Raw genomic sequence first — 21,256 nt, 5'->3', positions numbered from 1 at the left:
GAGCGTTAAAATTGCGTTTTAAGCGATCGGATGCCTGCCGAGTCGGGTTAAACTAACGAAAAATAAAAGATGAGACTCTCGAATGAAAAAGAAAACATCGCTTAGCGAGGAGGATCAGGCGCTGTTTCGCCAGCTGATGACCGGCACTCGCCAAATAAAGCAGGACACTATAATCCATCGGCCACAACGTAAAAAAATTACCGAAGTTCCGGTCAAGAGACTGCTGCAGGAACAGGCTGATGCCAGCCACTATTTCTCTGATGAGTTTCAACCGCTGCTGAATACGGACGGTCCGGTGAGGTACCTGCGTGCCGATGTCAGCCATTTTGAGCTGAAGAAAATGCGCCGTGGCGATTACTCCCCGGAGCTGTTTTTAGATTTACACGGACTGACGCAGCAGCAGGCTAAGCAGGAGTTAGGCGCGCTTATTGCCGCCTGTCGTCGTGAACATGTGTTTTGCGCCTGCGTAATGCACGGTCACGGCAAGCACATTCTTAAGCAGCAAACGCCACTATGGCTGGCGCAACACCCGCATGTAATGGCCTTCCATCAGGCGCCAAAAGAGTATGGCGGTGATGCCGCACTACTGGTACTGATTGAAGTGGAAGAGTGGTTGCCGCCAGAACTTCCCTGACCAACAGAAACAGAAAGAGCCGCATCTGCGGCTCTTTTTATTTTTCCAGATGGCGACTTCGCCTTATGCGGCTTACGACACCTGACACGACTTCGATTAAATCGCTTTTGCCATTTTCAAATTACACGGGCTCATTTGCCAGTTGAAAATGCCTTTACCGCTCTCATCAAGCGTTACGCTGGCAATCGCAGATGTGGTAAACATCGGCGGTGTTTCACCAGGGCAAAGCTCAGACACGAGGTATCCCACTAAAGGCAAGTGAGAGATCACCAGCGCCGTTGCGATACCTTCGTTGGCCAGTGCCTGCAAATAGGCGCTGACCAGACCGACATCGCCACAGGGAGTCAGCTCCGGCAAAACATCCACACTAGCTGGCAGGTTCATACACTCCCCTACCACATCCAGCGTCTGTTCGGCTCGTAGAAACGGGCTCACCAGAACACGTTCGATATCCACTTTTTGACCTTTCAGCCAGTTCGCCATCAGGCGAGATTCGTCACAACCACAGGAGGTTAAGGGACGAACCGAATCACTGGCGGCATCGAGGGCCGCGTCGCCGTGACGCATGATAAAAACTTGCATATTGCACCGCTTTTGTTAACCAGAATCACCAACACGTTGACGCAAAGCCCCTATTGGCCGTCGCAACTATGTGGTGGCCGGCATTGTGCCTTATCCATTCACTGAATGAAACGCTGTTTTTTACCTCAACGGCGTAAGTATAGTCAATCTTTGTTTACATTTTGAGCACGACCCATACATTCAGTGCGGATTCATCCTACCTTTGACCTCAAGTATTCAGGTCAGTTTCCCCATACTTCCAGAAACCTTCACCACGTTCCGCCATCTGCAATAACTGCTCACACGGTGTAAACCGGGAGCCATATTGCGTAGCCAACCGTTGCAGAGTTGCAACCACTTCACCCGCCCCGAGAGAGTCCATATACCGGAACGGGCCGCCGAGGAATGGCGGGAATCCAATACCAAATACAGCGCCGATGTCACCATCACGCGCACTGCGGATAATCCCCTCACCGAAACAGCGCGCTGCCTCGTTGAGCATTAACATGACGCATCGCTCTGCAATTTGCGAGGCGGTATGTCGACTCTGCCCCTGCGCACCAATAAGCTCATAAATGGCAGGGTCAACCTGTTTTTTGCTTTTACGCCCTTTCGCACCATAAAGATAGAAACCTCTACCATTTTTTCTACCTTTGCGATCGTCATTCAAAATTGAAGCGACAACATTTGCAGGTGCGCTAAAACGTTCACCGTAAGCGGCTTCCAGCACTGGTATAATTTTAGTGCCTGTATCTATTCCGACCTCATCCAAAAGTTGGATTGGTCCTACCGGGAAACCAAATTTCACCAGCGCGGCGTCAATATTATCGACACGCTCACCTTCGGTCAGCATACGAATCGCTTCGTTGATATAAGGCGCTAAAATACGGTTAACGTAAAACCCGGCCTTGTCCTGAACCACAATCGGCGTTTTGCCCTGTTTTTTCGCTAATTTAACGGTCGTGGCAATCGTCTGCTCAGAGGTCGTGGCATGCGGAATGACCTCCACCAGCGGCATTTTTTCCACCGGGCTGAAGAAGTGCAAGCCAATAACCTGCTCCGGCCTGGCGGCATTTGCAGCAATGTCGCCAATCGGTAAAGATGAAGTGTTAGAGGCAAAAATAGTATGAGGGGCACAATTCTTCTCAACTTCTTCCACCATCTGTTGTTTTAACAACAGATCTTCAAACACGGCCTCAATAACAACATCGCGATGAGCAAAACCGTGAAAATCGGTTGAACCCGAAATCAGCGCCAACTGTTTGTCACGTTCACCCGCTTTGATATGCCGGCGGCGAACTTTTGTATCAAGTTGATCCCAGCTGTACTTCAGGGCGTGATTGATTCCTTTAGTATTGATATCTTTAATGCGCACTGGCAAACCGCCCTTACAGGCTGTCACGTACGCAATACCACCGCCCATCAGACCGCCTCCCAGGATCCCAACACTGTTCAACGAGCCGGGCCGGGCATCGCTACCAGGATCTTTTTTCACTTCAGTGTTAGCAAAAAAGATATTACGCAATGCCTGTGACTGCGACGTCATCGCCAGCTCACCAAACGCACGGGCTTCAGCGTCGTACCCGCTACTGCTCCCCTGAGCCAGGCCAATTTCTATTACCTCGAGGATTCGATCCGTCGCGGGGTAGTTGCCTGACGTTTTTTGCGCCGTTTTTTTACTTACCATACGAAACAGCAGCGTCCGACCCAACGGCCCAGCTAAAATTCGTTCGCGCACAGGCAAGTTTCGGTGCGCCAGACTGTCCTTTTTAGCCCGTTCAACGGCCGCTTCAAGCAGAATAGTCTGCGGCACGACTTCATCCACTAATCCAACTTTCAGCGCCTGTTTTGCACGTAACTGTTTACCCGTCAGGATCATGTCCAGCGCGGTGCTTACGCCAATCAGACGTGGTAATCGCTGCGTACCGCCAGAACCCGGCAGCAAACCCAGTTGAACTTCTGGCAGCCCCAGTACAGTTTTTGCGTCATCAGTACAGATGCGACTGTGGCACGCCAGAGCCATCTCGAGTCCGCCCCCAAGACACGCACCGTGAATGGCGGCGATAACCGGGATCGGCAACGCATTAATTTCCGCCATAATCTGCTGCCCCTGACGGGCCAGTGTTTCAGCTTCCTGCGCGCTGCGGCAGTTACCAATCATGTTGATATCCGCCCCGGCGATAAAATTATCGGGTTTCGCTGAAATGAACACGACACCGCGCAGATCTTTGTTTTCGCGAATTTGTTTCAGGATGGCCCTAACCTGAGTAGCAAACTCAGCTTTCAGGGTATTCATTTTTTCTCCGGGCACATCAATGGAGACAACCGCCACGTTATCCAGACGTACATGTAGCGTAAAAGCCGATGTCATTTCCATTATTCTGCCTCCAGAACCATTGCTGCACCCAGACCACCTGCCGCACACGCGGTCACTAAACCAAATCCACCGCCACGACGTCGTAACTCATGGAGGGTTTGGGTGATCATCCGTGCACCGGTGGCGGCAAAGGGGTGCCCGTAAGCAATAGAGCCGCCCAGTACATTAAATTTGCTGTCATCCACTTCACCTGTCGCATGCGATCGACCCAGTACTTCCCGGGCAAAACGTTCACTACCCAGAAGCTGGATATTCGCCAGTGTTTGAGCGGCAAAAGCTTCGTGCATGTCGATAAGCGTCAGGTCGGCCATTGTCAGACCCGCCCGCTCCAGAGCCAGTGGCGTTGACCATGCCGGACCAAGCAGCATGTCCTGCCAGACATCGATGGCAGTGAAGGCAAAACTGCGCAAATAGCCCAGTGGCACCAGACCCAGCTCTTTTGCCCTCGATTCCGTCATCAAAATCACGGCGGCCGCACCGTCAGTCAGCGGCGTACTGTTTGCTGCCGTTACGCTGCCATGTTTTCTGTCAAACGCGGGGCGCAATTTCGCGTAATCCGCCAGTGTAGAGTTACCACGAACGTTGTTATCTTCTGAAATGGGATCTTTAAACGGTGGGACATAGGCGGTCATCACTTCCTCCGCCAGCTTACCTTCCGCCCAGGCCTGAGCAGCTCGCTGATGGGAACGATGCGCCAATGCATCCTGTTGCTCACGCGTAATGCCATAGGTTTTTGCCATTTGTTCAGCCGTGTCCCCCATGCGTAAGCCAGTGGAATACTCAGCGACAGCTGGTGGAACCGGCATCAGATCACGCAAACGCAGTCGGGAAAAGAGTTTAAGGCGCTGACCGGTGGTTCGGGCTTTATTGACATCCACCAGCACCCGCGCCAGCTTTTTACTCACGCCAATAGGCAGGACTGACGAGGAGTCCGCGCCGCCGGCAATTCCCGCACGAATCGTGCCCGCCATCAGACTTTCCGCGACATTCGCCACCGCCTGGAAACTGGTAGCACAGGCTCTGCTTACGCTATAAGCATCCGTATGAACATTCATTCCGGTGCCCAGCACGATTTCCCTGGCAATATTGGGCGCTTCAGGCATTTGTACTACCTGACCAAAAACCAGTTGCTCAATGACATCTGCAGGTATTTCGCTACGTGCCAGCAGCTCACCTACGACCATTTTCCCCAAATCAACGGCGGGAATGCCATGAAACGCAGTCGCCTGACGGGCAAATGGCGTGCGCAGCCCGCTTACAATGGCGATGCGATCGCCCTGACGGGTAACCAGCGGTAAAGCCTGACTCATAACACTCCCCTGTAAAAAATAAAAATAAGTGGTCTGACCTGATCACAGTCTTAACCAATTTTTTACATTTAGCCAAGCGGAGAGAAAAGAAAGTGGGAGCTATGACACAGTGAATAATCACTGGTTGTTACGAAAATGCCCTTGTCTGGAGGTGACAAGGGCATTTGAAGAAGGGATTAACGCAGACCCAGCTGGAAGATCAGGGTTTCGGCCTCACAGGCGAAGACAAAATCGATATCCAGACGTACACCTTCAGCCTCTTCAGTAAAAGTAGAGGTGATTTGGCAAGGTTCAGATTCTACACCACGGGCCTTCTCGGTCAGAGCGGCCAGCGTTTCTTCTGCCTGAGCGCGATTCGCGAAAACACGGCTGTATGACGCGGTGCAATCGGAGTTGTCCATGATGGTGCCAACATCCATACAGCAGCAAACCGGGGTTTCATCAGCACTGCATTTACTCATTGTAGATTTCCTCTGTATTCGCACCTGAGGTGCCAGATAAACGATGGGGATATTTTACGCTCCCATTATTCACCTCTCCAGTCGTTAATTGTGCGAAATGAGATAAGTGACCGAAATCACACTTAAAAATGATCTAAAACAAAAATCGCCCAAACAGGTGAGTGCGCATCTCCGCATTTTTGCCAGCTGGATCGCGTTTTTAAGATCATAATTGAAAAATTTTATAAACATACTTGCAACATTCTATCTGGTCAGACCTATACTCACGCCACTGGTCTGATTTCTAAGTAGTACCTCAGACCCTACACTTCGCGCTCCTGTTACGGCATGTAACATTGTTTGTATAAAAATAAATCGATGAGGTTATGGTCATGAGCCAGAAAACCCTGTTTACAAAGTCTGCTCTCGCAGTCGCAGTGGCAATTATCTCCACACAGGCCTGGTCTGCAGGCTTTCAGTTAAACGAATTTTCTTCCTCTGGCCTTGGCCGGGCATATTCGGGTGAAGGCGCTATCGCAGATGATGCAGGCAACGCCAGTCGTAACCCGGCACTGATTATGATGTTCGATCGCCCCACTTTCTCAGCGGGTGCGGTGTATATCGATCCTGACGTTAATATTTCAGGTAAATCACCGTACACCGGTCGTAGTACCGACGCGGATAATATCGCCCCTACGGCTTGGGTCCCCAATGCTCACTTTGTGATGCCTATTAACGAACAGTTTGGTTGGGGGGCTTCTGTTACATCAAACTACGGCCTGGCAACTGAATTTAACGACAGCTATATCGTTGGTGAATACGGTGGGAAGACCGACCTGAAAACGGTCAACCTTAACCTGAGTGGTGCCTACCGTCTGAATGATAGCTGGAGTTTCGGTGTCGGCTTTAATGCCGTGTATGCCGACGCAAAAATTGAACGTTATTCCGGTGAGCAGACCGCCGCATTGCCGAAGGTCAGCAACAAAATTGCCAGCCTGAAAGGGGACGAATGGGGTTATGGCTGGAACGCCGGCATCTTGTATGAGCTGGATAAAAATAACCGCTACGGTTTAACGTATCGCTCTGAAGTCAAAATTGATTTCGATGGCGATTACAAAAGCGGCATCCGCACCCAGGCAAATGCTTTACCTGGTGCAGGCACCGCGTTCCCATGGGGAACAACCAATGCTACCGTCCCAGGCTCTCTGACACTTAACCTGCCGGAAATGTGGGAACTGTCTGGCTACAACCGTGTCGCACCACAGTGGGCTATCCACTACAGCATGGCTTATACCAGCTGGAGTCAGTTCCAGGAACTGAAAGCGACAGGTTCAAATGGACAGACCCTGTTCTATAAAGAAGAAGGCTTTAAAGATTCTTACCGCATCGCGCTGGGTACCACATACTATATGGATAAAAGCTGGACCTTCCGTACCGGTATTGCCTATGACGATAGCCCGGTTCCTGCGAGCAAGCGTTCCATCTCCATTCCAGACCAGGATCGCCTGTGGCTGAGTGCGGGAACGACTTATGCATTCAATGACGATGCCTCTATCGACGTCGGCGTTTCTTATATGCACGGACAGAAAGTGACCGTCAAAGAAGGCCCGTATACTTTCGACTCTGAAGGTAAAGCCTGGCTGTTTGGTACCAACTTCAACTACGCATTCTGATTCTCTTCAGACGTAAAAAAGGTGAGCTTTTTAGCTCACCTTTTTATTTGTCTCATTCCTACTCGGAATCAATGTCTTTTAAGTCATCCTGAATGTCTTTCGCGTTCGGGTTTTCTTCTGGTTTGAGTTTCCCACCGTTAGCGATAAAGTCATGACGCTGGAAGTAAGCTTCACGCACCATGATGTAAGGATCAGAAGACTGGCGCAGCAGGCCGTCGGAATCGAGCAGTTGCGCGCGGGTTTCAATCCCTTCGATTGTCCATTTACCCACCGACAGCGGCCAGGTCAGCCAGGACAGTACCGGATACAGGGTATCGACCATATCACCACCATCATCACGAACGGTGAAACTTCCGTAGAACGGAAGCTGCATATACGGTCCGTAACCGACGTCATAGTGGCCTAATGTACTACCGAAACGATGTGGTTCAACGCGCTGCAGTTTTGGATTCGCCATACCCGCAACATCAATAAACCCACCCATACCTAACAAGGTATTCAGGAAGAAACGGGTAAAATGCACCATTCCCTGATAGGGGTCGCCTTGCAGGAAATAGTTGACCATTACGGCTGGTTCTTCAAGGTTGCCAGTAAAGTTGCTTAAACCATTTCGTGCCGGCTGAGGAACATAATCACGCCAGGCGACTGCCACCGGTCTAACAACATACGGATCCAACACATTAAAGTTGAAGTTGTACATGGTGCGGTTGAACCCTTCAAACGGATCCGAGCGCCCTTGCTGTTCTGTACCGGAGCTCGCACACCCCACCAAAAGTGTGGTTCCCAGCGCAAGCGCCGACAGGCGAAGCTTCATAAGTGTCTCCCTGTATATTATGGCTATCGCTGATTGCCATCCGTGACGGAACGATAACGTATCCGCCTGTATAGATGTGAGCGATTGTAACAGCACGTCAAACGATGTCTATATACCCTGTCTTACTGATTTGATCATAGCCTGGTAACACAGACACCGGGCCTTCTATTCTATCGAACCCGATAAAAACAAACGTTACCATTTTTGCGATTTCAGATTTTCTCCCGCGAATAACAGGATAAAACCGCTACGCTTTAGCTATACGTGCTTTTTCAGGATCCTGGTATGAATGACATCGAAAAAGAAAAAATCGATCGACACAGTGACGAACTCGAAGTTGAAAGCGAAGAAAAAATGAGTGGTAAGAAAATCGAACTCGATGAGGATCGACTTCCCTCCCGCGCAATGGCAATTCACGAGCATATCCGCCAGGACGGAGAAAAAGAGATGGAACGTGACGCGATGGCGCTGCTGTGGTCAGCTATTGCGGCCGGGTTGTCGATGGGCGCCTCATTACTGGCAAAGGGTATTTTTCACGTACAGCTTGAGGGCGTTCCCGGTGGATTTTTACTGGAGAACCTGGGCTATACCTTCGGGTTTATCATCGTAATTATGGCTCGCCAGCAGCTCTTTACCGAGAATACCGTTACTGCCGTATTACCGGTAATGCAAAATCCCACCATCGGTAATTTTGGCCTGTTGATGCGCCTGTGGAGCGTAGTGCTACTAGGTAATATTCTCGGCACAGGGATTGCGGCGTGGGCGTTTGAATATATGCCAATTTTTGATGAAACCACCCGCGATGCTTTCGTCAAAATTGGTATGGATGTGATGAAAAACAGCCCCGGAGAGATGTTTGCTAACGCAATTATTTCCGGCTGGCTAATTGCAACGATGGTCTGGATGTTCCCCGCAGCAGGAGCGGCAAAGATTGTGGTCATTATCCTGATGACCTGGCTTATTGCACTGGGTGATACCACGCACATCGTCGTTGGCTCAGTTGAAATCCTTTATCTGGTCTTTAACGGTACGCTGCACTGGGGAGACTTCGTCTGGCCCTTCGCCTTACCGACGCTTGCCGGAAATATCTGTGGCGGGACATTTATCTTCGCACTAATGAGCCACGCACAGATTCGCAATGACATGAGCAATAAGCGAAAGGAAGAGGCCCGAATGCAGGCCAAACAGCGAGAGCAACAGCAGAAAAACCAGAAAAAACAGTCTTAATGGCGACTGTTTGAGCAGTCGGGCGGCCTGAGACTTACCGTTGGAAGTAAAAAACGCTATACTCGTGCCGCTTCGTCCCCTTAGTTAAATGGATATAACGAGCCCCTCCTAAGGGCTAGTTGCAGGTTCGATTCCTGCAGGGGACACCAGAGACTCCTCTTCACTATCTCCCCCAGTCCCATTACCCAGCGTAATAAACTCTTGCAGTAGCGCGGTAAGTTGTCGCATTTTTTCGACAGTAAATTCAGCTTCGATCAGGCGATAGGCCTCTTCCACCTCGGACCTCGCCCTTTCATACAGCGTCGAACCCGCAGGCGTGAGCGAAATGTACAGCTTACGCTGATCGTTCACCGGCTTTAAGCGCAACACCAGACCATCGCGTTCCATGCGGGTCAGAATACCGGTCAGGCTCGGGCGTAAAATACAAGCGCGAAAGGCCAGATCGTGAAAATCCATCGACGGGTTTTCGGCAAGGATACGCACGATACGCCACTGCTGCTCGGTAAGATTATGGCGTTTAACGATGGGGCGAAAGTGTGTCATCGCCGCTTCCCGCGCCTGCAGCAGCGCGATAGTTAATGAATCATGCATGACTTACCTCTGAACCTCATACCTGTTTGTTAATAAGTTAATAAATAGCGTTAATTGCACCAGATCGCAACCAGCTTCTGTCCCTGAAAAGTACAACACAACACACAAAATAATTTATCCATTGATTTATATGGAATAAATTTTATTTGTGTAAATTTATTGTTAATCCGCTCACAAAACATTCACTTCTGTTTGCCAAACCTTTCCACAAAGCATAAAAGATAATCGTTAACATATTAATGAATTTTCTTTGATTCCTTAATCCATACCAGAGGAGTGGTAAATGAAAGGTACCATCTTCGCCGTAGCCCTTAACCATCGCAGCCAGCTTGATGCCTGGCGCAATGCGTTTCAGCAGGCTCCCTACAAAACGCTGCCGAAGACCCCGGTCTGGTTTATCAAACCGCGCAACACCGTTATCGGTAACGGCGAGACCATCCCCTACCCGAAGGATGAAACAGTACAGAGCGGGGCGACCGTGGCGCTGATTGTCGGCAAAACCGCCCACAAAGTAGCCGCAGAAGAAGCTGCTGCTTATATTGCAGGATACGCGCTGGCTAATGACGTCAGCCTGCCGGAAGAGAGCTTCTATCGCCCGGCAATTAAAGCCAAATGCCGCGATGGTTTCTGTCCGATTGGCGCTCTCGCTACGCCGAGTAACGTCGATGAACTGACCATCATCACTGAAATCAACGGTCGCGAAGCAGATAGCTGGAACACCGCAGACCTCCAGCGCTCCTCTGCCGAGCTACTGAGCGCCCTGAGCGAATTCGCCACCCTTAAACCCGGCGACGCTATTCTGATCGGGACCCCGCACAACCGCGTAACGCTGAGACCCGGCGATCGCGTACGCATTCTCGCCGAAGGCTTCCCGACGCTGGAAAACCCGGTGGTTGCTGAAGGAGAGCTGGCATGAAACAAGCACGTATTGAGTGGCAGGGACAACATCACGATGTTCAGGTTGATGAACGCGGCCAGGTACAGTTAGAGAACGGCAAGCTGCTAAATGAGGGCGAATTCCGCTGGCTCCCCCCCGCCGACGGCACGCTGTTCGCGCTGGGTCTGAACTACGCCGATCACGCCAGCGAGCTGGAGTTTAAGCCACCAACCGAACCATTGGTGTTTATCAAAGCGCCAAACACCTTTATCGGCCACCAGCAGGAGTCGGTGCGCCCGGACAACGTCGAGTACATGCACTACGAGGCTGAACTGGTCGTGGTGATCAGCAAAACCGCGCGTAAAGTCAGTGAAGCCGACGCCATGGAGTACGTCGCCGGATACACCGTATGCAATGACTACGCCATCCGCGACTATCTGGAAAACTACTATCGCCCCAATTTACGGGTAAAAAGCCGCGATACCCTGACGCCGATAGGTCCCTGGATCGTCGATAAAGCGGATATTCCAGACCCACATAATCTGGCACTGCGCACCTGGGTCAACGGTGAACTGCGCCAGCAAGGCACCACCGCCGATCTGATCTTCAGCATTCCATTTCTGATCGCTTACCTGAGCGAGTTTATGACCCTGCAACCTGGCGACATGATCGCTACCGGCACCCCGAAAGGGCTGTCGGACGTGGTACCAGGTGATGAAGTGATCGTCGAAGTGGAGGGCGTCGGCCACCTGGTCAACCACATCATCAGCCAGCAGACATATGAGGAGAAGCTGTCATGAAAAAGATTAACCACTGGATCAACGGCAAAAATGTCGTGGCCACCGAGTATTTCCACACCACTAACCCGGCGACCGGCGAGGTGCTGGCGGAAGTGGCCTCCGGCGGTGCAGACGAGGTGAATCAGGCAGTTGCGGCGGCAAAAGAGGCATTTCCGAAATGGGCCAACCTGCCGATGAAAGAGCGTGCGCGTCTGATGCGTCGTCTGGGCGATCTGATCGACCAGAACGTGCCGGAGATCGCTGCCATGGAAACCGCCGATACCGGTTTGCCTATCCACCAGACCAAAAACGTACTGATCCCGCGGGCGTCGCATAACTTCGAGTTCTTCGCCGAAGTATGCCAGCAGATGAACGGCAAGACCTATCCGGTCGACGACAAGATGCTGAACTACACGCTCGTGCAACCGGTCGGCGTCTGCGCGCTGGTGTCACCCTGGAACGTGCCGTTTATGACCGCCACCTGGAAGGTCGCGCCGTGCCTGGCGCTAGGCAATACCGCAGTGCTGAAGATGTCTGAGTTATCACCGCTGACCGCTGACCGCCTGGGCGAGTTGGCGCTGGAAGCCGGTATTCCGGCGGGCGTACTGAACGTGGTTCAGGGCTATGGTGCGACGGCGGGCGATGCGCTGGTTCGCCACCACGACGTACGCGCGGTGTCGTTTACCGGCGGAACCGCCACCGGTCGCAATATCATGAAAAATGCCGGGCTGAAAAAATATTCCATGGAATTAGGTGGGAAATCGCCGGTGCTGATTTTTGAAGATGCTGATATTGAGCGTGCACTCGACGCCGCACTGTTCACTATCTTCTCGATCAACGGTGAACGCTGCACCGCTGGCTCGCGTATCTTCATTCAGCAGAGCATCTACTCCGAGTTCGTTAAACGCTTTGCCGAACGCGCAAAACGTCTGCGCGTCGGCGACCCGAACGATCCGAACACCCAGGTGGGCGCACTGATTAGCCAGCAGCACTGGGAGAAAGTCTCCGGCTATATCCGCCTTGGTATTGAAGAAGGGGCGACCCTGCTGGCAGGAGGCCCGGATAAACCCACTGACCTGCCTGCACATCTGAAAAACGGCAACTTCCTGCGACCAACTGTGCTGGCGGACGTCGACAACCGCATGCGCGTGGCACAGGAAGAGATTTTTGGCCCGGTAGCCTGTCTGCTGCCGTTTAAAGACGAGGCGGACGGTCTGCGCCTGGCCAACGATGTGGAGTACGGCCTCGCCTCTTATATCTGGACCCAGGACGTCAGCAAAGTGCTGCGTCTGGCACGCGGCATCGAAGCCGGAATGGTGTTCGTCAACACCCAGAACGTCCGCGACCTGCGTCAGCCGTTTGGCGGCGTGAAGGCTTCCGGCACCGGCCGCGAAGGCGGCGAATATAGCTTTGAAGTGTTCGCTGAAATGAAAAACGTCTGCATCTCGATGGGCGACCATCCGATCCCAAAATGGGGAGTCTGATATGGGAAAGTTAGCATTAGCAGCAAAAATCACTCACGTGCCGTCAATGTATCTCTCTGAACTGCCGGGTAAAAACCACGGCTGCCGTCAGGGAGCTATCGATGGGCACAAGGAAATCGGCAAGCGGTGTCGTGAGCTGGGCGTCGATACAATCATCGTTTTTGATACCCACTGGCTGGTCAACAGCGCCTACCACATTAACTGTGCTGACCATTTTCAGGGCGTCTACACCAGTAACGAACTGCCGCATTTTATCCGCGACATGACTTACGATTACGACGGCAACCCGGCGTTGGGCCACCTTATCGCCGACGAAGCGGTCAAGCTCGGCGTGCGTGCCAAAGCGCACAACATCCCAAGCCTTAAGCTGGAGTACGGCACGCTGGTTCCGATGCGCTACATGAACAGTGATAAACATTTCAAAGTAGTGTCGATCTCCGCGTTCTGCACCGTCCACGATTTCGCCGACAGCCGCAAACTGGGCGAAGCCATTCTGAAAGCGATTGAGAAATATGACGGCACCGTGGCAGTTCTGGCCAGCGGCTCACTGTCACACCGCTTTATCGATGACCAGCGCGCCGAAGAAGGGATGAACAGCTATACCCGTGAGTTCGACCACCAGATGGACGAGCGCGTAATCAAGCTGTGGCGCGAGGGCAAATTCAAAGAGTTCTGCGACATGCTGCCGGAGTACGCCGACTACTGCTACGGCGAAGGCAATATGCACGACACGGTGATGCTGCTCGGTCTGCTGGGCTGGGACAGCTATGACGGCAAAGTAGAGTTTATTACCGAGTTATTCGCCAGCTCCGGTACCGGCCAGGTCAACGCCGTATTCCCACTGCCCGAACAGGCATAAGGAGGATTCAGAATGCCGCATTTTATCGCCGAATGTACCGATAACATCCGCGAACAGGCCAACTTACCGGGACTGTTCGGCAAAGTGAACGAAGCGCTGGCGGCGACCGGCATCTTTCCCATCGGCGGCATTCGCAGCCGCGCCATCTGGCTGGATACCTGGCAAATGGCAGACGGTCTGCATGATTACGCCTTTGTACACATGACGCTAAAAATCGGCTCCGGACGCAGCCTGGAAAGCCGTCAGGACGTGGGCGATATGTTGTTTACGCTGATTAAGGCCCATTTCGCCACGCTGATGGAGAGCCGCTACCTGGCGCTGTCGTTTGAAATCAGCGAGCTGCACCCGACGCTGAATTACAAACAAAATAACGTACACGCATTGTTTAAATAGTACGCCTTTTCGCCCGGTGGGGCTGCGCTTACCGGGCCTGCAAAAGGCAAAAAAATACGAAGCAATATCAAACCGTAAGCCGGATAAGACACACCTGCGTCTTATCCGGCGCAGCAGCACCGAATGACGTAACAGGAAGCAATTATGCTTGATAAACATACCCATACTCTAATCGCCCAACGGCTGAACCAGGCGGAAAAACAGCGCGAACAGATCCGTGCTATCTCGCTGGATCACCCGACGATCACCATTGAAGACGCCTACGCTGTGCAGCGCGAATGGGTAAACATGAAAATCGCCGAAGGTCGCGTGCTGAAAGGACATAAAATCGGCCTGACTTCAAAAGCGATGCAGGCCAGCTCACAGATTAGCGAACCGGACTACGGCGCACTGCTGGATGATATGTTTTTCCACGACGGCAGCGATATTCCTACTGACCGCTTTATCGTCCCACGCATCGAAGTCGAACTGGCCTTCGTGCTGGCAAAACCATTGCGCGGGCCAAACTGCACCCTGTTTGACGTCTACAACGCTACCGACTATGTGATCCCTGCGCTGGAGCTGATCGACGCCCGCTGCCACAACATCGACCCGGAAACCCAGCGTCCACGCAAAGTCTTTGACACGATTTCCGATAACGCTGCCAACGCCGGGGTGATCCTCGGTGGTCGCCCCATTAAACCCGACGAGTTGGATCTGCGTTGGATCTCCGCCCTGCTCTATCGCAACGGCGTGATCGAAGAGACCGGCGTCGCTGCTGGAGTGTTGAATCACCCGGCCAACGGCGTGGCCTGGCTGGCGAATAAGCTGGCACCGTACGACGTCCAGTTGGAAGCCGGGCAGGTTATTCTCGGCGGCTCCTTCACTCGTCCGGTACCCGCGCGCAAGGGCGATACCTTCCACGTCGACTACGGCAACATGGGCGCGATTAGCTGCCGCTTTGTTTAAGGGGAACATAATGAATAACGCTTTTAAAGAAGCCTTAAAAGCGGGCCGTCCGCAGATTGGCCTGTGGCTGGGGCTAACCAGCAGCTACAGCGCTGAACTACTGGCCGGGGCCGGATTCGATTGGCTGTTGATCGATGGCGAACATGCACCGAATAACGTGCAAACGGTATTGAGCCAGCTTCAGGCGATCGCTCCCTACCCCAGCCAACCGGTGGTGCGACCATCGTGGAACGACCCGGTACAGATTAAACAACTCTTGGATATCGGTGCGCAAACCCTGCTGATACCGATGGTACAGAACGCCGACGAAGCCCGGCTGGCGGTGAAAGCCACCCGCTATCCGCCCGCTGGCATTCGCGGCGTCGGCAGCGCGCTCGCCCGCGCTTCGCGCTGGAACCGCATCCCGGATTACATCCATCAGGCCAACGACGCGATGTGCGTACTGGTGCAAATCGAAACCCGTGAAGCGCTGAAAAACCTGCCGCAGATTCTCGACGTTGACGATGTCGATGGCGTGTTTATCGGCCCGGCAGATCTTAGCGCCGATATGGGTTTCAGCGGCAATCCGCAGCATCCGGAAGTACAGGCAGCCATTGAACACGCTATCGCACAAATTCGCGCTGCGGGTAAAGCACCAGGGATCCTGATGGCCAATGAACAGCTGGCAAAGCGCTATCTGGAGCTTGGCGCACTGTTTGTAGCCATCGGTGTCGATACCACCCTGCTGGCACGTGGCGCAGAAGCCCTCGCCATGCGATTCGGATTGGAAATAAACGCGCCAGGTTCATCAGGCGTCTACTAATGCCAGGTGGCACAGCGCCCCCCGGCAACCCGCAGTACCCTACATAATTCCCATTAGAGGAAAATGATAATGAGCGACACATCATCTGCCATCCCGGAAAAGTTTGATCCGGCAAATCAGCACAAGCAGCTGACTGCGCAACAGCAGTCGGTTATTAACAAATTGTTTCGCCGCCTGATCGTATTTTTGTTCGTGCTGTTTATCTTTTCATTTTTAGATCGCATCAATATTGGATTTGCCGGATTAACCATGGGGCAGGATTTGGGCCTTAACGCCACCATGTTTGGCCTTGCTACCACCCTGTTTTATGTCACCTACGTGATTTTCGGCATCCCCAGCAACGTGATGCTTAGCATCGTCGGCGCTCGCCGCTGGATTGCCACTATTATGGTGCTGTGGGGCATCGCCTCCACCGCCACCATGTTTGCCACCGGCCCGAACAGTCTCTATCTCCTGCGTATGCTGGTGGGGATAACCGAGGCCGGTTTCCTTCCCGGTATTCTGCTGTACCTGACTTTCTGGTTCCCGGCCTTCTTCCGCGCTCGCGCCAACGCGCTGTTTATGATTGCCATGCCGGTCACCACCGCACTGGGGTCAATCGTCTCCGGTTATATTCTGTCGATGGACGGTATGCTTGATCTGCGCGGCTGGCAGTGGCTGTTCCTGTTGGAAGGCTTCCCGTCAGTGCTGCTCGGTATTATGGTCTGGTTCTGGCTTGATGATTCACCGTCGAAGGCAAAATGGCTGACGTCAGAGGACAAAAAGTGCCTGCAGGAGATGATGGATAACGATCGACTCACGTTGGTACAACCGGAAGGGGCGATCAGTCATCACGCCATGCAGCAGCGCAGCCTGTGGCGGGAGGTGTTTACGCCAATCGTGTTGATGTATACGTTAGCCTACTTCTGTCTGACCAATACGCTCAGCGCCATCAGTATCTGGACACCTCAGATCCTGAAAAGCTTTAACGAAAGCAGCAGCAATATCACCATCGGCCTGCTGGCGGCGATCCCGCAGATTTGTACTATCCTCGGGATGATCTACTGGAGCCGCCACTCCGATAAACATCGAGAACGTAAGCATCATACAGCCCTGCCGTTTCTGTTTGCCGCTGCGGGCTGGCTGTTAGCTTCTGCCACCGATCACAACCTGATCCAATTGCTGGGGATCGTGATGGCTTCTACCGGATCGTTTAGCGCAATGGCCATTTTTTGGACCACTCCGGATCAGTCGATCAGCCTGCGCGCCAGAGCTATCGGTATCGCGGTAATCAACGCTACCGGCAATATCGGATCGGCAATCAGCCCGTTGATGATCGGCTGGCTGAAGGATGTTACCGGCAGCTTCAGCAGCGGCTTGTGGTTCGTTGCCGCCCTGCTGGTCATTGGTTCGGTGATTATCTGGCTTATTCCGATGAAAGAATCGCGTCCTCGCGCGACGCCGTAAGGAGCCACTATGTGCCAGAGCCCTGTCGCCAATATCGATATCAACAAAGAGTACGATGAGAGTCTGGGGACGGAAGATGTGCATTATCAGTCGTTTGCCCGCATGGCCGAGTTCTTCGGCCGCGATATGCAAGCGCACCGTCATGACCAGTATTTTCAGATGCACTTCCTCGATACCGGGCAGATTGAACTGCAGCTCGACGATCATCGTTACTCGGTTCAGGCACCGCTGTTTGTCCTGACGCCACCCTCGGTGCCGCACGCCTTTATCACCGAGCCTGATAGCGACGGTCACGTGCTGACAATGCGGGAGGATCTGGTCTGGCCGCTTCTGGAAGTACTTTACCCCGGCACGCGGGAAGCTTTCGGCCTGCCGGGTATCTGCCTGTCGCTGGCCGATAAGCCCGACGAGCTGGCGGCACTGGCGCACTACTGGCGGTTGATTGAACGCGAATCAACCTCGCAACTGCCGGGACGTGAACACACTCTGACGCTGCTGGCGCAGGCGGTGTTCACCCTGCTATTACGTAATGCGAAACTTGACGATCATGCCGCCAGCGGGATGCGCGGCGAGCTAAAACTATTCCAGCGTTTTAACCAGCTTATCGATACCCATTATCACCAGCACTGGACGGTGCCAGCCTACGCCTGTGAGCTGCATCTTACCGAATCAAGGCTGACCGATATCTGCCGACGCTTCGCTAATCGCCCGCCCAAGCGACTGATTTTCGACAGGCAGCTGCGCGAGGCCAAGCGGCTGCTGCTGTTTTCCGATAGCGCGGTAAACGAGATAGCCTGGCAGTTGGGTTTTAAAGACCCGGCTTATTTCGCCCGTTTTTTCAACCGTCTTGTCGGCTGTTCACCAAGCGCGTTCAGAACAAAAAAAATACCGGTGTCGTGATTCCCCTCGCCCTAACAAACTAAACGACACCCGGATCACAGAACGCTATCTCACCTGAAAAGTACCCACTGTTGACTTAAAAGTCTCTTCACGAAAACCTCGTTAACCGCCTTAATTGAGCAACAAAAACAAAACATAAATTTAACACTCTGATTAATACTGAAGAGGTCCCCTATGAAACCTGAAAATTTCCGTGCAGACGTTAAACGCCCGTTAACCGGTGAAGAGTATTTGAAGAGCTTGCAGGACGGTCGCGAAATCTATATCTACGGCGAACGCGTTAAAGATGTGACCACACATCCAGCTTTCCGCAACGCCGCCGCTTCCGTTGCCCAGATGTACGATGCGCTGCATAAACCCGAGTTACAGGACACCCTGTGCTGGGGTACCGATACAGGCAGCGGCGGCTACACCCACAAGTTCTTCCGCGTCGCGAAAAGCGCCGACGATCTGCGCCAGCAGCGCGACGCCATCGCCGAATGGTCACGTCTGAGCTACGGCTGGATGGGCCGCACCCCGGACTACAAAGCCGCATTTGGCTGTGCGCTAGGCGCGAACCCAGGATTTTATGGTCAGTTTGAACAGAACGCCCGCAACTGGTACACCCGTATTCAGGAAACCGGCCTGTACTTTAACCATGCCATCGTCAACCCGCCTATCGACCGCCATAAGCCAGCCGACGAAGTGAAAGACGTCTACATCAAGCTGGAGAAAGAGACCGACGCCGGAATCATCGTCAGCGGCGCGAAAGTCGTGGCCACCAACTCAGCGCTGACTCACTACAACATGATTGGCTTCGGATCTGCACAGGTGATGGGCGAAAACCCGGACTTCGCGCTGATGTTCGTCGCGCCAATGGATGCTGAAGGGGTCAAGCTTATCTCCCGCGCCTCCTATGAGCTGGTGGCCGGAGCAACCGGATCGCCATACGATTATCCCCTCTCCAGCCGCTTCGACGAAAACGATGCGATCCTGGTGATGGATAACGTGCTTATCCCATGGGAAAACGTACTTATTTATCGCGATTTTGACCGCTGCCGTCGCTGGACGATGGAAGGTGGCTTCGCGCGTATGTATCCGTTACAGGCCTGCGTACGCCTGGCGGTGAAACTTGATTTTATCACCGCCCTGCTGAAGCGCTCGCTGGAGTGCACCGGTACCCTGGAGTTCCGTGGCGTACAAGCCGAGCTTGGCGAAGTGGTAGCCTGGCGCAATATGTTCTGGGCGCTGAGTGATTCGATGTGCGCCGAAGCAACGCCGTGGGTCAATGGCGCGTATCTGCCGGATCATGCTGCGCTGCAAACCTATCGGGTGATGGCGCCGATGGCCTACGCCAAAATCAAAAACATTATTGAACGCAGCGTAACCAGCGGTCTGATCTACCTGCCGTCCAGCGTACGTGATCTCAACAACCCACAGATAAACGAATACCTGGCAAAATACGTGCGCGGTTCGAACGGCATGGATCACGTCGAGCGCATTAAGATCCTCAAACTGATGTGGGACGCTATTGGCAGCGAATTTGGCGGTCGGCATGAGCTGTATGAAATCAACTACTCCGGCAGCCAGGATGAAATTCGTCTGCAGTGCCTGCGTCAGGCCCAAAGCTCCGGCAACATGGACAAAATGATGGCGATGGTGGACCGCTGCCTGTCTGAATACGACCAGAACGGCTGGACAGTACCACACCTGCACAACAATACCGATATCAACATGCTGGATAAACTGCTGAAGTAACCAGCAGCGGGAGGTCACAATGCAATTAGATGAACAACGTCTGCGTTTTCGCGATGCCATGGCCAGTCTGTCGGCCGCCGTTAACGTCATCACCACCGAAGGCGAGGCGGGCCGTTGCGGTATCACCGCCACAGCGGTCTGTTCGGTGACCGATACGCCACCATCACTAATGGTCTGTATCAACGGCAATAGCGCGATGAACCCGGTGTTTCAGGGCAACGGTAAGCTGTGTATCAACGTGCTGAACCACGAACAGGAAGTGATGGCCCGCCACTTCGCCGGGATGACCGGTATGGCGATGGAAGACCGTTTCAACCTTTCATGCTGGCAGAAAGGCACACTGGGCCAGCCGGTTCTGAAAGGCTCGCTGGCGAGCCTCGAGGGTGAGATTAGCCAGGTGCAGACCATCGGCAGCCATCTGGTCTATCTGGTGGAAATCAGGAACATTACCCTGGGCCAGCAAGGACACGGTCTGATTTACTTTAAACGCCGTTTCCATCCGGTGAAGATGGAAATGGAAATGGTGGTGTAGTTTCCGCCGCCTTAGCCCTCTCCCACCGGGAGAGGGTACTGTATGGCATCCTTCACAAACCCCACGCCTTATTTATCACTCAGTTTCCAGTCATCTCAATCACATAATTACGCCTACTCGCCCTCATACCTGACAGCGTACTCCGGCAAATGGGATTGAGGTGAGAAGATCTGCAGGTTACCTGGCTCTGGCCTCCGCTTCAGAAGCGGACTGGCGAAGCTACCGCATCTGGCATCCCGTCGAACGTTGAGGTTATAATCCTGACAACGATTTTATTGGATTCAGAAACGAACATGACAAAACTCACCCTACAAGAGCAGATGCTGAAAGCTGGCTTAGTCACCAGCAAAAAAATGGCGAAAGTGCAAAGAACGGCTAAAAAATCGCGTGTTCAGGCTCGCGAAGCCAGAGAAGCGGTAGAAGAAAATAAAAAAGCGCAAATTGAGCGTGATAAACAGCTTAGTGAACAGCAAAAACAAGCTGCCTTATCTAAAGAATATAAAGCGCAGATTAAGCAGCTAATTGAGATGAACAGAATTACCATTTCTCATGGCGATATTGGCTATAACTTTACCGATAATAATCTTATTAAAAAAATATATGTTGACAAGGTTACCCAAACCCAGTTGATCAAAGGACGTCTTGCCATTGCACGTCTGGTTGCTGAAAGTGACCGCGATAGCGAATACGCGATTATACCAGCAGTTGTGGCTGATAAGATTGCGCAGCGCGATGCAAGCTACATTGTATTAAATTGCGAATTGAGCCAGGAAGCGAAAGACGAGGACGATCCGTACGCTGATTTTGTCGTGCCTGATGATTTGATGTGGTAAACCCAATACTCAGATATTAATTCGCAAATCTGGCATATT

21 protein-coding genes and 1 tRNA gene are annotated in these 21,256 nt (G+C 52.8%); 16 read left to right on the top strand and 6 right to left on the bottom strand.

All coding sequences use genetic code 11. From position 1 onward, the window contains the following. Positions 1 to 82: 82 nt before the first annotated feature. On the top strand, positions 83 to 634 hold the full coding sequence (gene smrB, locus OGY01_RS02605) for an endonuclease SmrB (protein ID WP_286492343.1): 552 nt from the start codon (positions 83 to 85) through the stop codon (positions 632 to 634). Positions 635 to 730: 96 nt separating this feature from the next. Here smrB and sixA read toward each other — a convergent pair whose 3' ends face one another. From sixA to OGY01_RS02585, 4 genes are all read right to left on the bottom strand, one after another. Then, the gene (gene sixA / locus OGY01_RS02600) at positions 731 to 1,216 is read right to left on the bottom strand and encodes a phosphohistidine phosphatase SixA (RefSeq protein ID WP_045445723.1); all 486 of its coding nucleotides are present in this window, start codon (positions 1,214 to 1,216) and stop codon (positions 731 to 733) included. Positions 1,217 to 1,424: 208 nt separating this feature from the next. Next, positions 1,425 to 3,572, bottom strand: coding sequence for a fatty acid oxidation complex subunit alpha FadJ (gene fadJ / locus OGY01_RS02595; protein WP_286492341.1), 2,148 nt, complete (start codon positions 3,570 to 3,572; stop codon positions 1,425 to 1,427). Continuing rightward, a complete protein-coding gene (gene fadI / locus OGY01_RS02590) occupies positions 3,572 to 4,882 on the bottom strand; it encodes an acetyl-CoA C-acyltransferase FadI (protein WP_045445730.1) in 1,311 nt (436 codons plus the stop codon). The genes fadJ and fadI overlap by 1 nt, the downstream gene beginning before the upstream one ends. 176 nt (positions 4,883 to 5,058) lie before the next feature. Next, positions 5,059 to 5,343, bottom strand: coding sequence for a YfcZ/YiiS family protein (locus OGY01_RS02585; RefSeq protein ID WP_045445733.1), 285 nt, complete (start codon positions 5,341 to 5,343; stop codon positions 5,059 to 5,061). A 371-nt stretch (positions 5,344 to 5,714) separates the two neighbouring features. Here OGY01_RS02585 and fadL point away from each other — a divergent pair, with 371 nt between their 5' ends. Then, a complete protein-coding gene (gene fadL, locus OGY01_RS02580; protein WP_045445736.1) occupies positions 5,715 to 6,995 on the top strand; it encodes a long-chain fatty acid transporter FadL in 1,281 nt (426 codons plus the stop codon). Positions 6,996 to 7,053: 58 nt separating this feature from the next. Here the strand turns inward: fadL and mlaA are convergent, their stop codons facing one another. Continuing rightward, positions 7,054 to 7,809: a phospholipid-binding lipoprotein MlaA gene (gene mlaA / locus OGY01_RS02575; protein ID WP_045445738.1), complete on the bottom strand. Its 756-nt coding sequence runs from the start codon at positions 7,807 to 7,809 to the stop codon at positions 7,054 to 7,056. Positions 7,810 to 8,094: 285 nt separating this feature from the next. Here mlaA and OGY01_RS02570 point away from each other — a divergent pair, with 285 nt between their 5' ends. After that, the gene (locus OGY01_RS02570; protein ID WP_048220966.1) at positions 8,095 to 9,036 is read left to right on the top strand and encodes a formate/nitrite transporter family protein; all 942 of its coding nucleotides are present in this window, start codon (positions 8,095 to 8,097) and stop codon (positions 9,034 to 9,036) included. A 74-nt stretch (positions 9,037 to 9,110) separates the two neighbouring features. Next, positions 9,111 to 9,185, top strand: a tRNA-Arg gene (locus tag OGY01_RS02565). On the opposite strand, the gene hpaR is transcribed toward OGY01_RS02565, so the two are convergent. Then, positions 9,145 to 9,627, bottom strand: coding sequence for a homoprotocatechuate degradation operon regulator HpaR (gene hpaR / locus OGY01_RS02560; RefSeq protein ID WP_136345349.1), 483 nt, complete (start codon positions 9,625 to 9,627; stop codon positions 9,145 to 9,147). The genes OGY01_RS02565 and hpaR overlap by 41 nt on opposite strands. Positions 9,628 to 9,910: 283 nt before the next feature. Between hpaR and OGY01_RS02555 the strand changes: the two genes are divergently transcribed. The 12 genes from OGY01_RS02555 (at position 9,911) to OGY01_RS02500 (ending at position 21,217) form a co-directional block, all read left to right on the top strand. Then, on the top strand, positions 9,911 to 10,543 hold the full coding sequence (locus tag OGY01_RS02555) for a fumarylacetoacetate hydrolase family protein (protein WP_225761229.1): 633 nt from the start codon (positions 9,911 to 9,913) through the stop codon (positions 10,541 to 10,543). Beyond that, entirely contained in the window at positions 10,540 to 11,304 is a 765-nt protein-coding gene (locus OGY01_RS02550) for a fumarylacetoacetate hydrolase family protein (RefSeq protein ID WP_048220884.1), read from the top strand. The genes OGY01_RS02555 and OGY01_RS02550 overlap by 4 nt, the downstream gene beginning before the upstream one ends. Further along, positions 11,301 to 12,767 carry a 5-carboxymethyl-2-hydroxymuconate semialdehyde dehydrogenase gene (gene hpaE / locus OGY01_RS02545; RefSeq protein WP_286492338.1) on the top strand — a complete coding sequence of 489 codons (1,467 nt, stop codon included), beginning with the start codon at positions 11,301 to 11,303 and terminating at the stop codon, positions 12,765 to 12,767. Before OGY01_RS02550 ends, hpaE begins: the two co-directional genes overlap by 4 nt. A 1-nt stretch (position 12,768) precedes the next feature. Continuing rightward, positions 12,769 to 13,626, top strand: a complete 858-nt coding sequence (gene hpaD, locus OGY01_RS02540; protein ID WP_045445753.1) for a 3,4-dihydroxyphenylacetate 2,3-dioxygenase — start codon at positions 12,769 to 12,771, stop codon at positions 13,624 to 13,626. Positions 13,627 to 13,638: 12 nt separating this feature from the next. Beyond that, on the top strand, positions 13,639 to 14,019 hold the full coding sequence (locus OGY01_RS02535; RefSeq protein ID WP_045445756.1) for a 5-carboxymethyl-2-hydroxymuconate Delta-isomerase: 381 nt from the start codon (positions 13,639 to 13,641) through the stop codon (positions 14,017 to 14,019). Positions 14,020 to 14,163: 144 nt separating this feature from the next. Beyond that, positions 14,164 to 14,967 carry a 2-oxo-hept-4-ene-1,7-dioate hydratase gene (gene hpaH, locus OGY01_RS02530; RefSeq protein ID WP_045445759.1) on the top strand — a complete coding sequence of 268 codons (804 nt, stop codon included), beginning with the start codon at positions 14,164 to 14,166 and terminating at the stop codon, positions 14,965 to 14,967. Between the two features lie 10 nt (positions 14,968 to 14,977). Continuing rightward, on the top strand, positions 14,978 to 15,769 hold the full coding sequence (gene hpaI / locus OGY01_RS02525) for a 4-hydroxy-2-oxoheptanedioate aldolase (protein WP_045445762.1): 792 nt from the start codon (positions 14,978 to 14,980) through the stop codon (positions 15,767 to 15,769). A gap of 69 nt (positions 15,770 to 15,838) precedes the next feature. Then, complete coding sequence (hpaX, locus tag OGY01_RS02520) at positions 15,839 to 17,215, top strand: 4-hydroxyphenylacetate permease (RefSeq protein WP_045445765.1); 1,377 nt, start codon at positions 15,839 to 15,841, stop codon at positions 17,213 to 17,215. Positions 17,216 to 17,224: 9 nt separating this feature from the next. After that, complete coding sequence (gene hpaA / locus OGY01_RS02515; RefSeq protein ID WP_045445768.1) at positions 17,225 to 18,115, top strand: 4-hydroxyphenylacetate catabolism regulatory protein HpaA; 891 nt, start codon at positions 17,225 to 17,227, stop codon at positions 18,113 to 18,115. Between the two features lie 174 nt (positions 18,116 to 18,289). Then, on the top strand, positions 18,290 to 19,852 hold the full coding sequence (hpaB, locus tag OGY01_RS02510) for a 4-hydroxyphenylacetate 3-monooxygenase, oxygenase component (RefSeq protein WP_045445771.1): 1,563 nt from the start codon (positions 18,290 to 18,292) through the stop codon (positions 19,850 to 19,852). 19 nt (positions 19,853 to 19,871) lie between these two features. Beyond that, positions 19,872 to 20,384, top strand: a complete 513-nt coding sequence (locus OGY01_RS02505) for a 4-hydroxyphenylacetate 3-monooxygenase reductase subunit (protein ID WP_045445773.1) — start codon at positions 19,872 to 19,874, stop codon at positions 20,382 to 20,384. A gap of 293 nt (positions 20,385 to 20,677) precedes the next feature. After that, positions 20,678 to 21,217 carry a DUF2058 domain-containing protein gene (locus OGY01_RS02500; protein ID WP_048220880.1) on the top strand — a complete coding sequence of 180 codons (540 nt, stop codon included), beginning with the start codon at positions 20,678 to 20,680 and terminating at the stop codon, positions 21,215 to 21,217. The last annotated feature ends 39 nt before the right edge of the window (positions 21,218 to 21,256 follow it).

The organism is Citrobacter sp. Cm038 (genome assembly GCF_030333105.1).
GTDB classification, from domain to species: domain Bacteria; phylum Pseudomonadota; class Gammaproteobacteria; order Enterobacterales; family Enterobacteriaceae; genus Citrobacter; species Citrobacter murliniae.
This window is presented reverse-complemented; position numbering and strand designations above follow the sequence as displayed.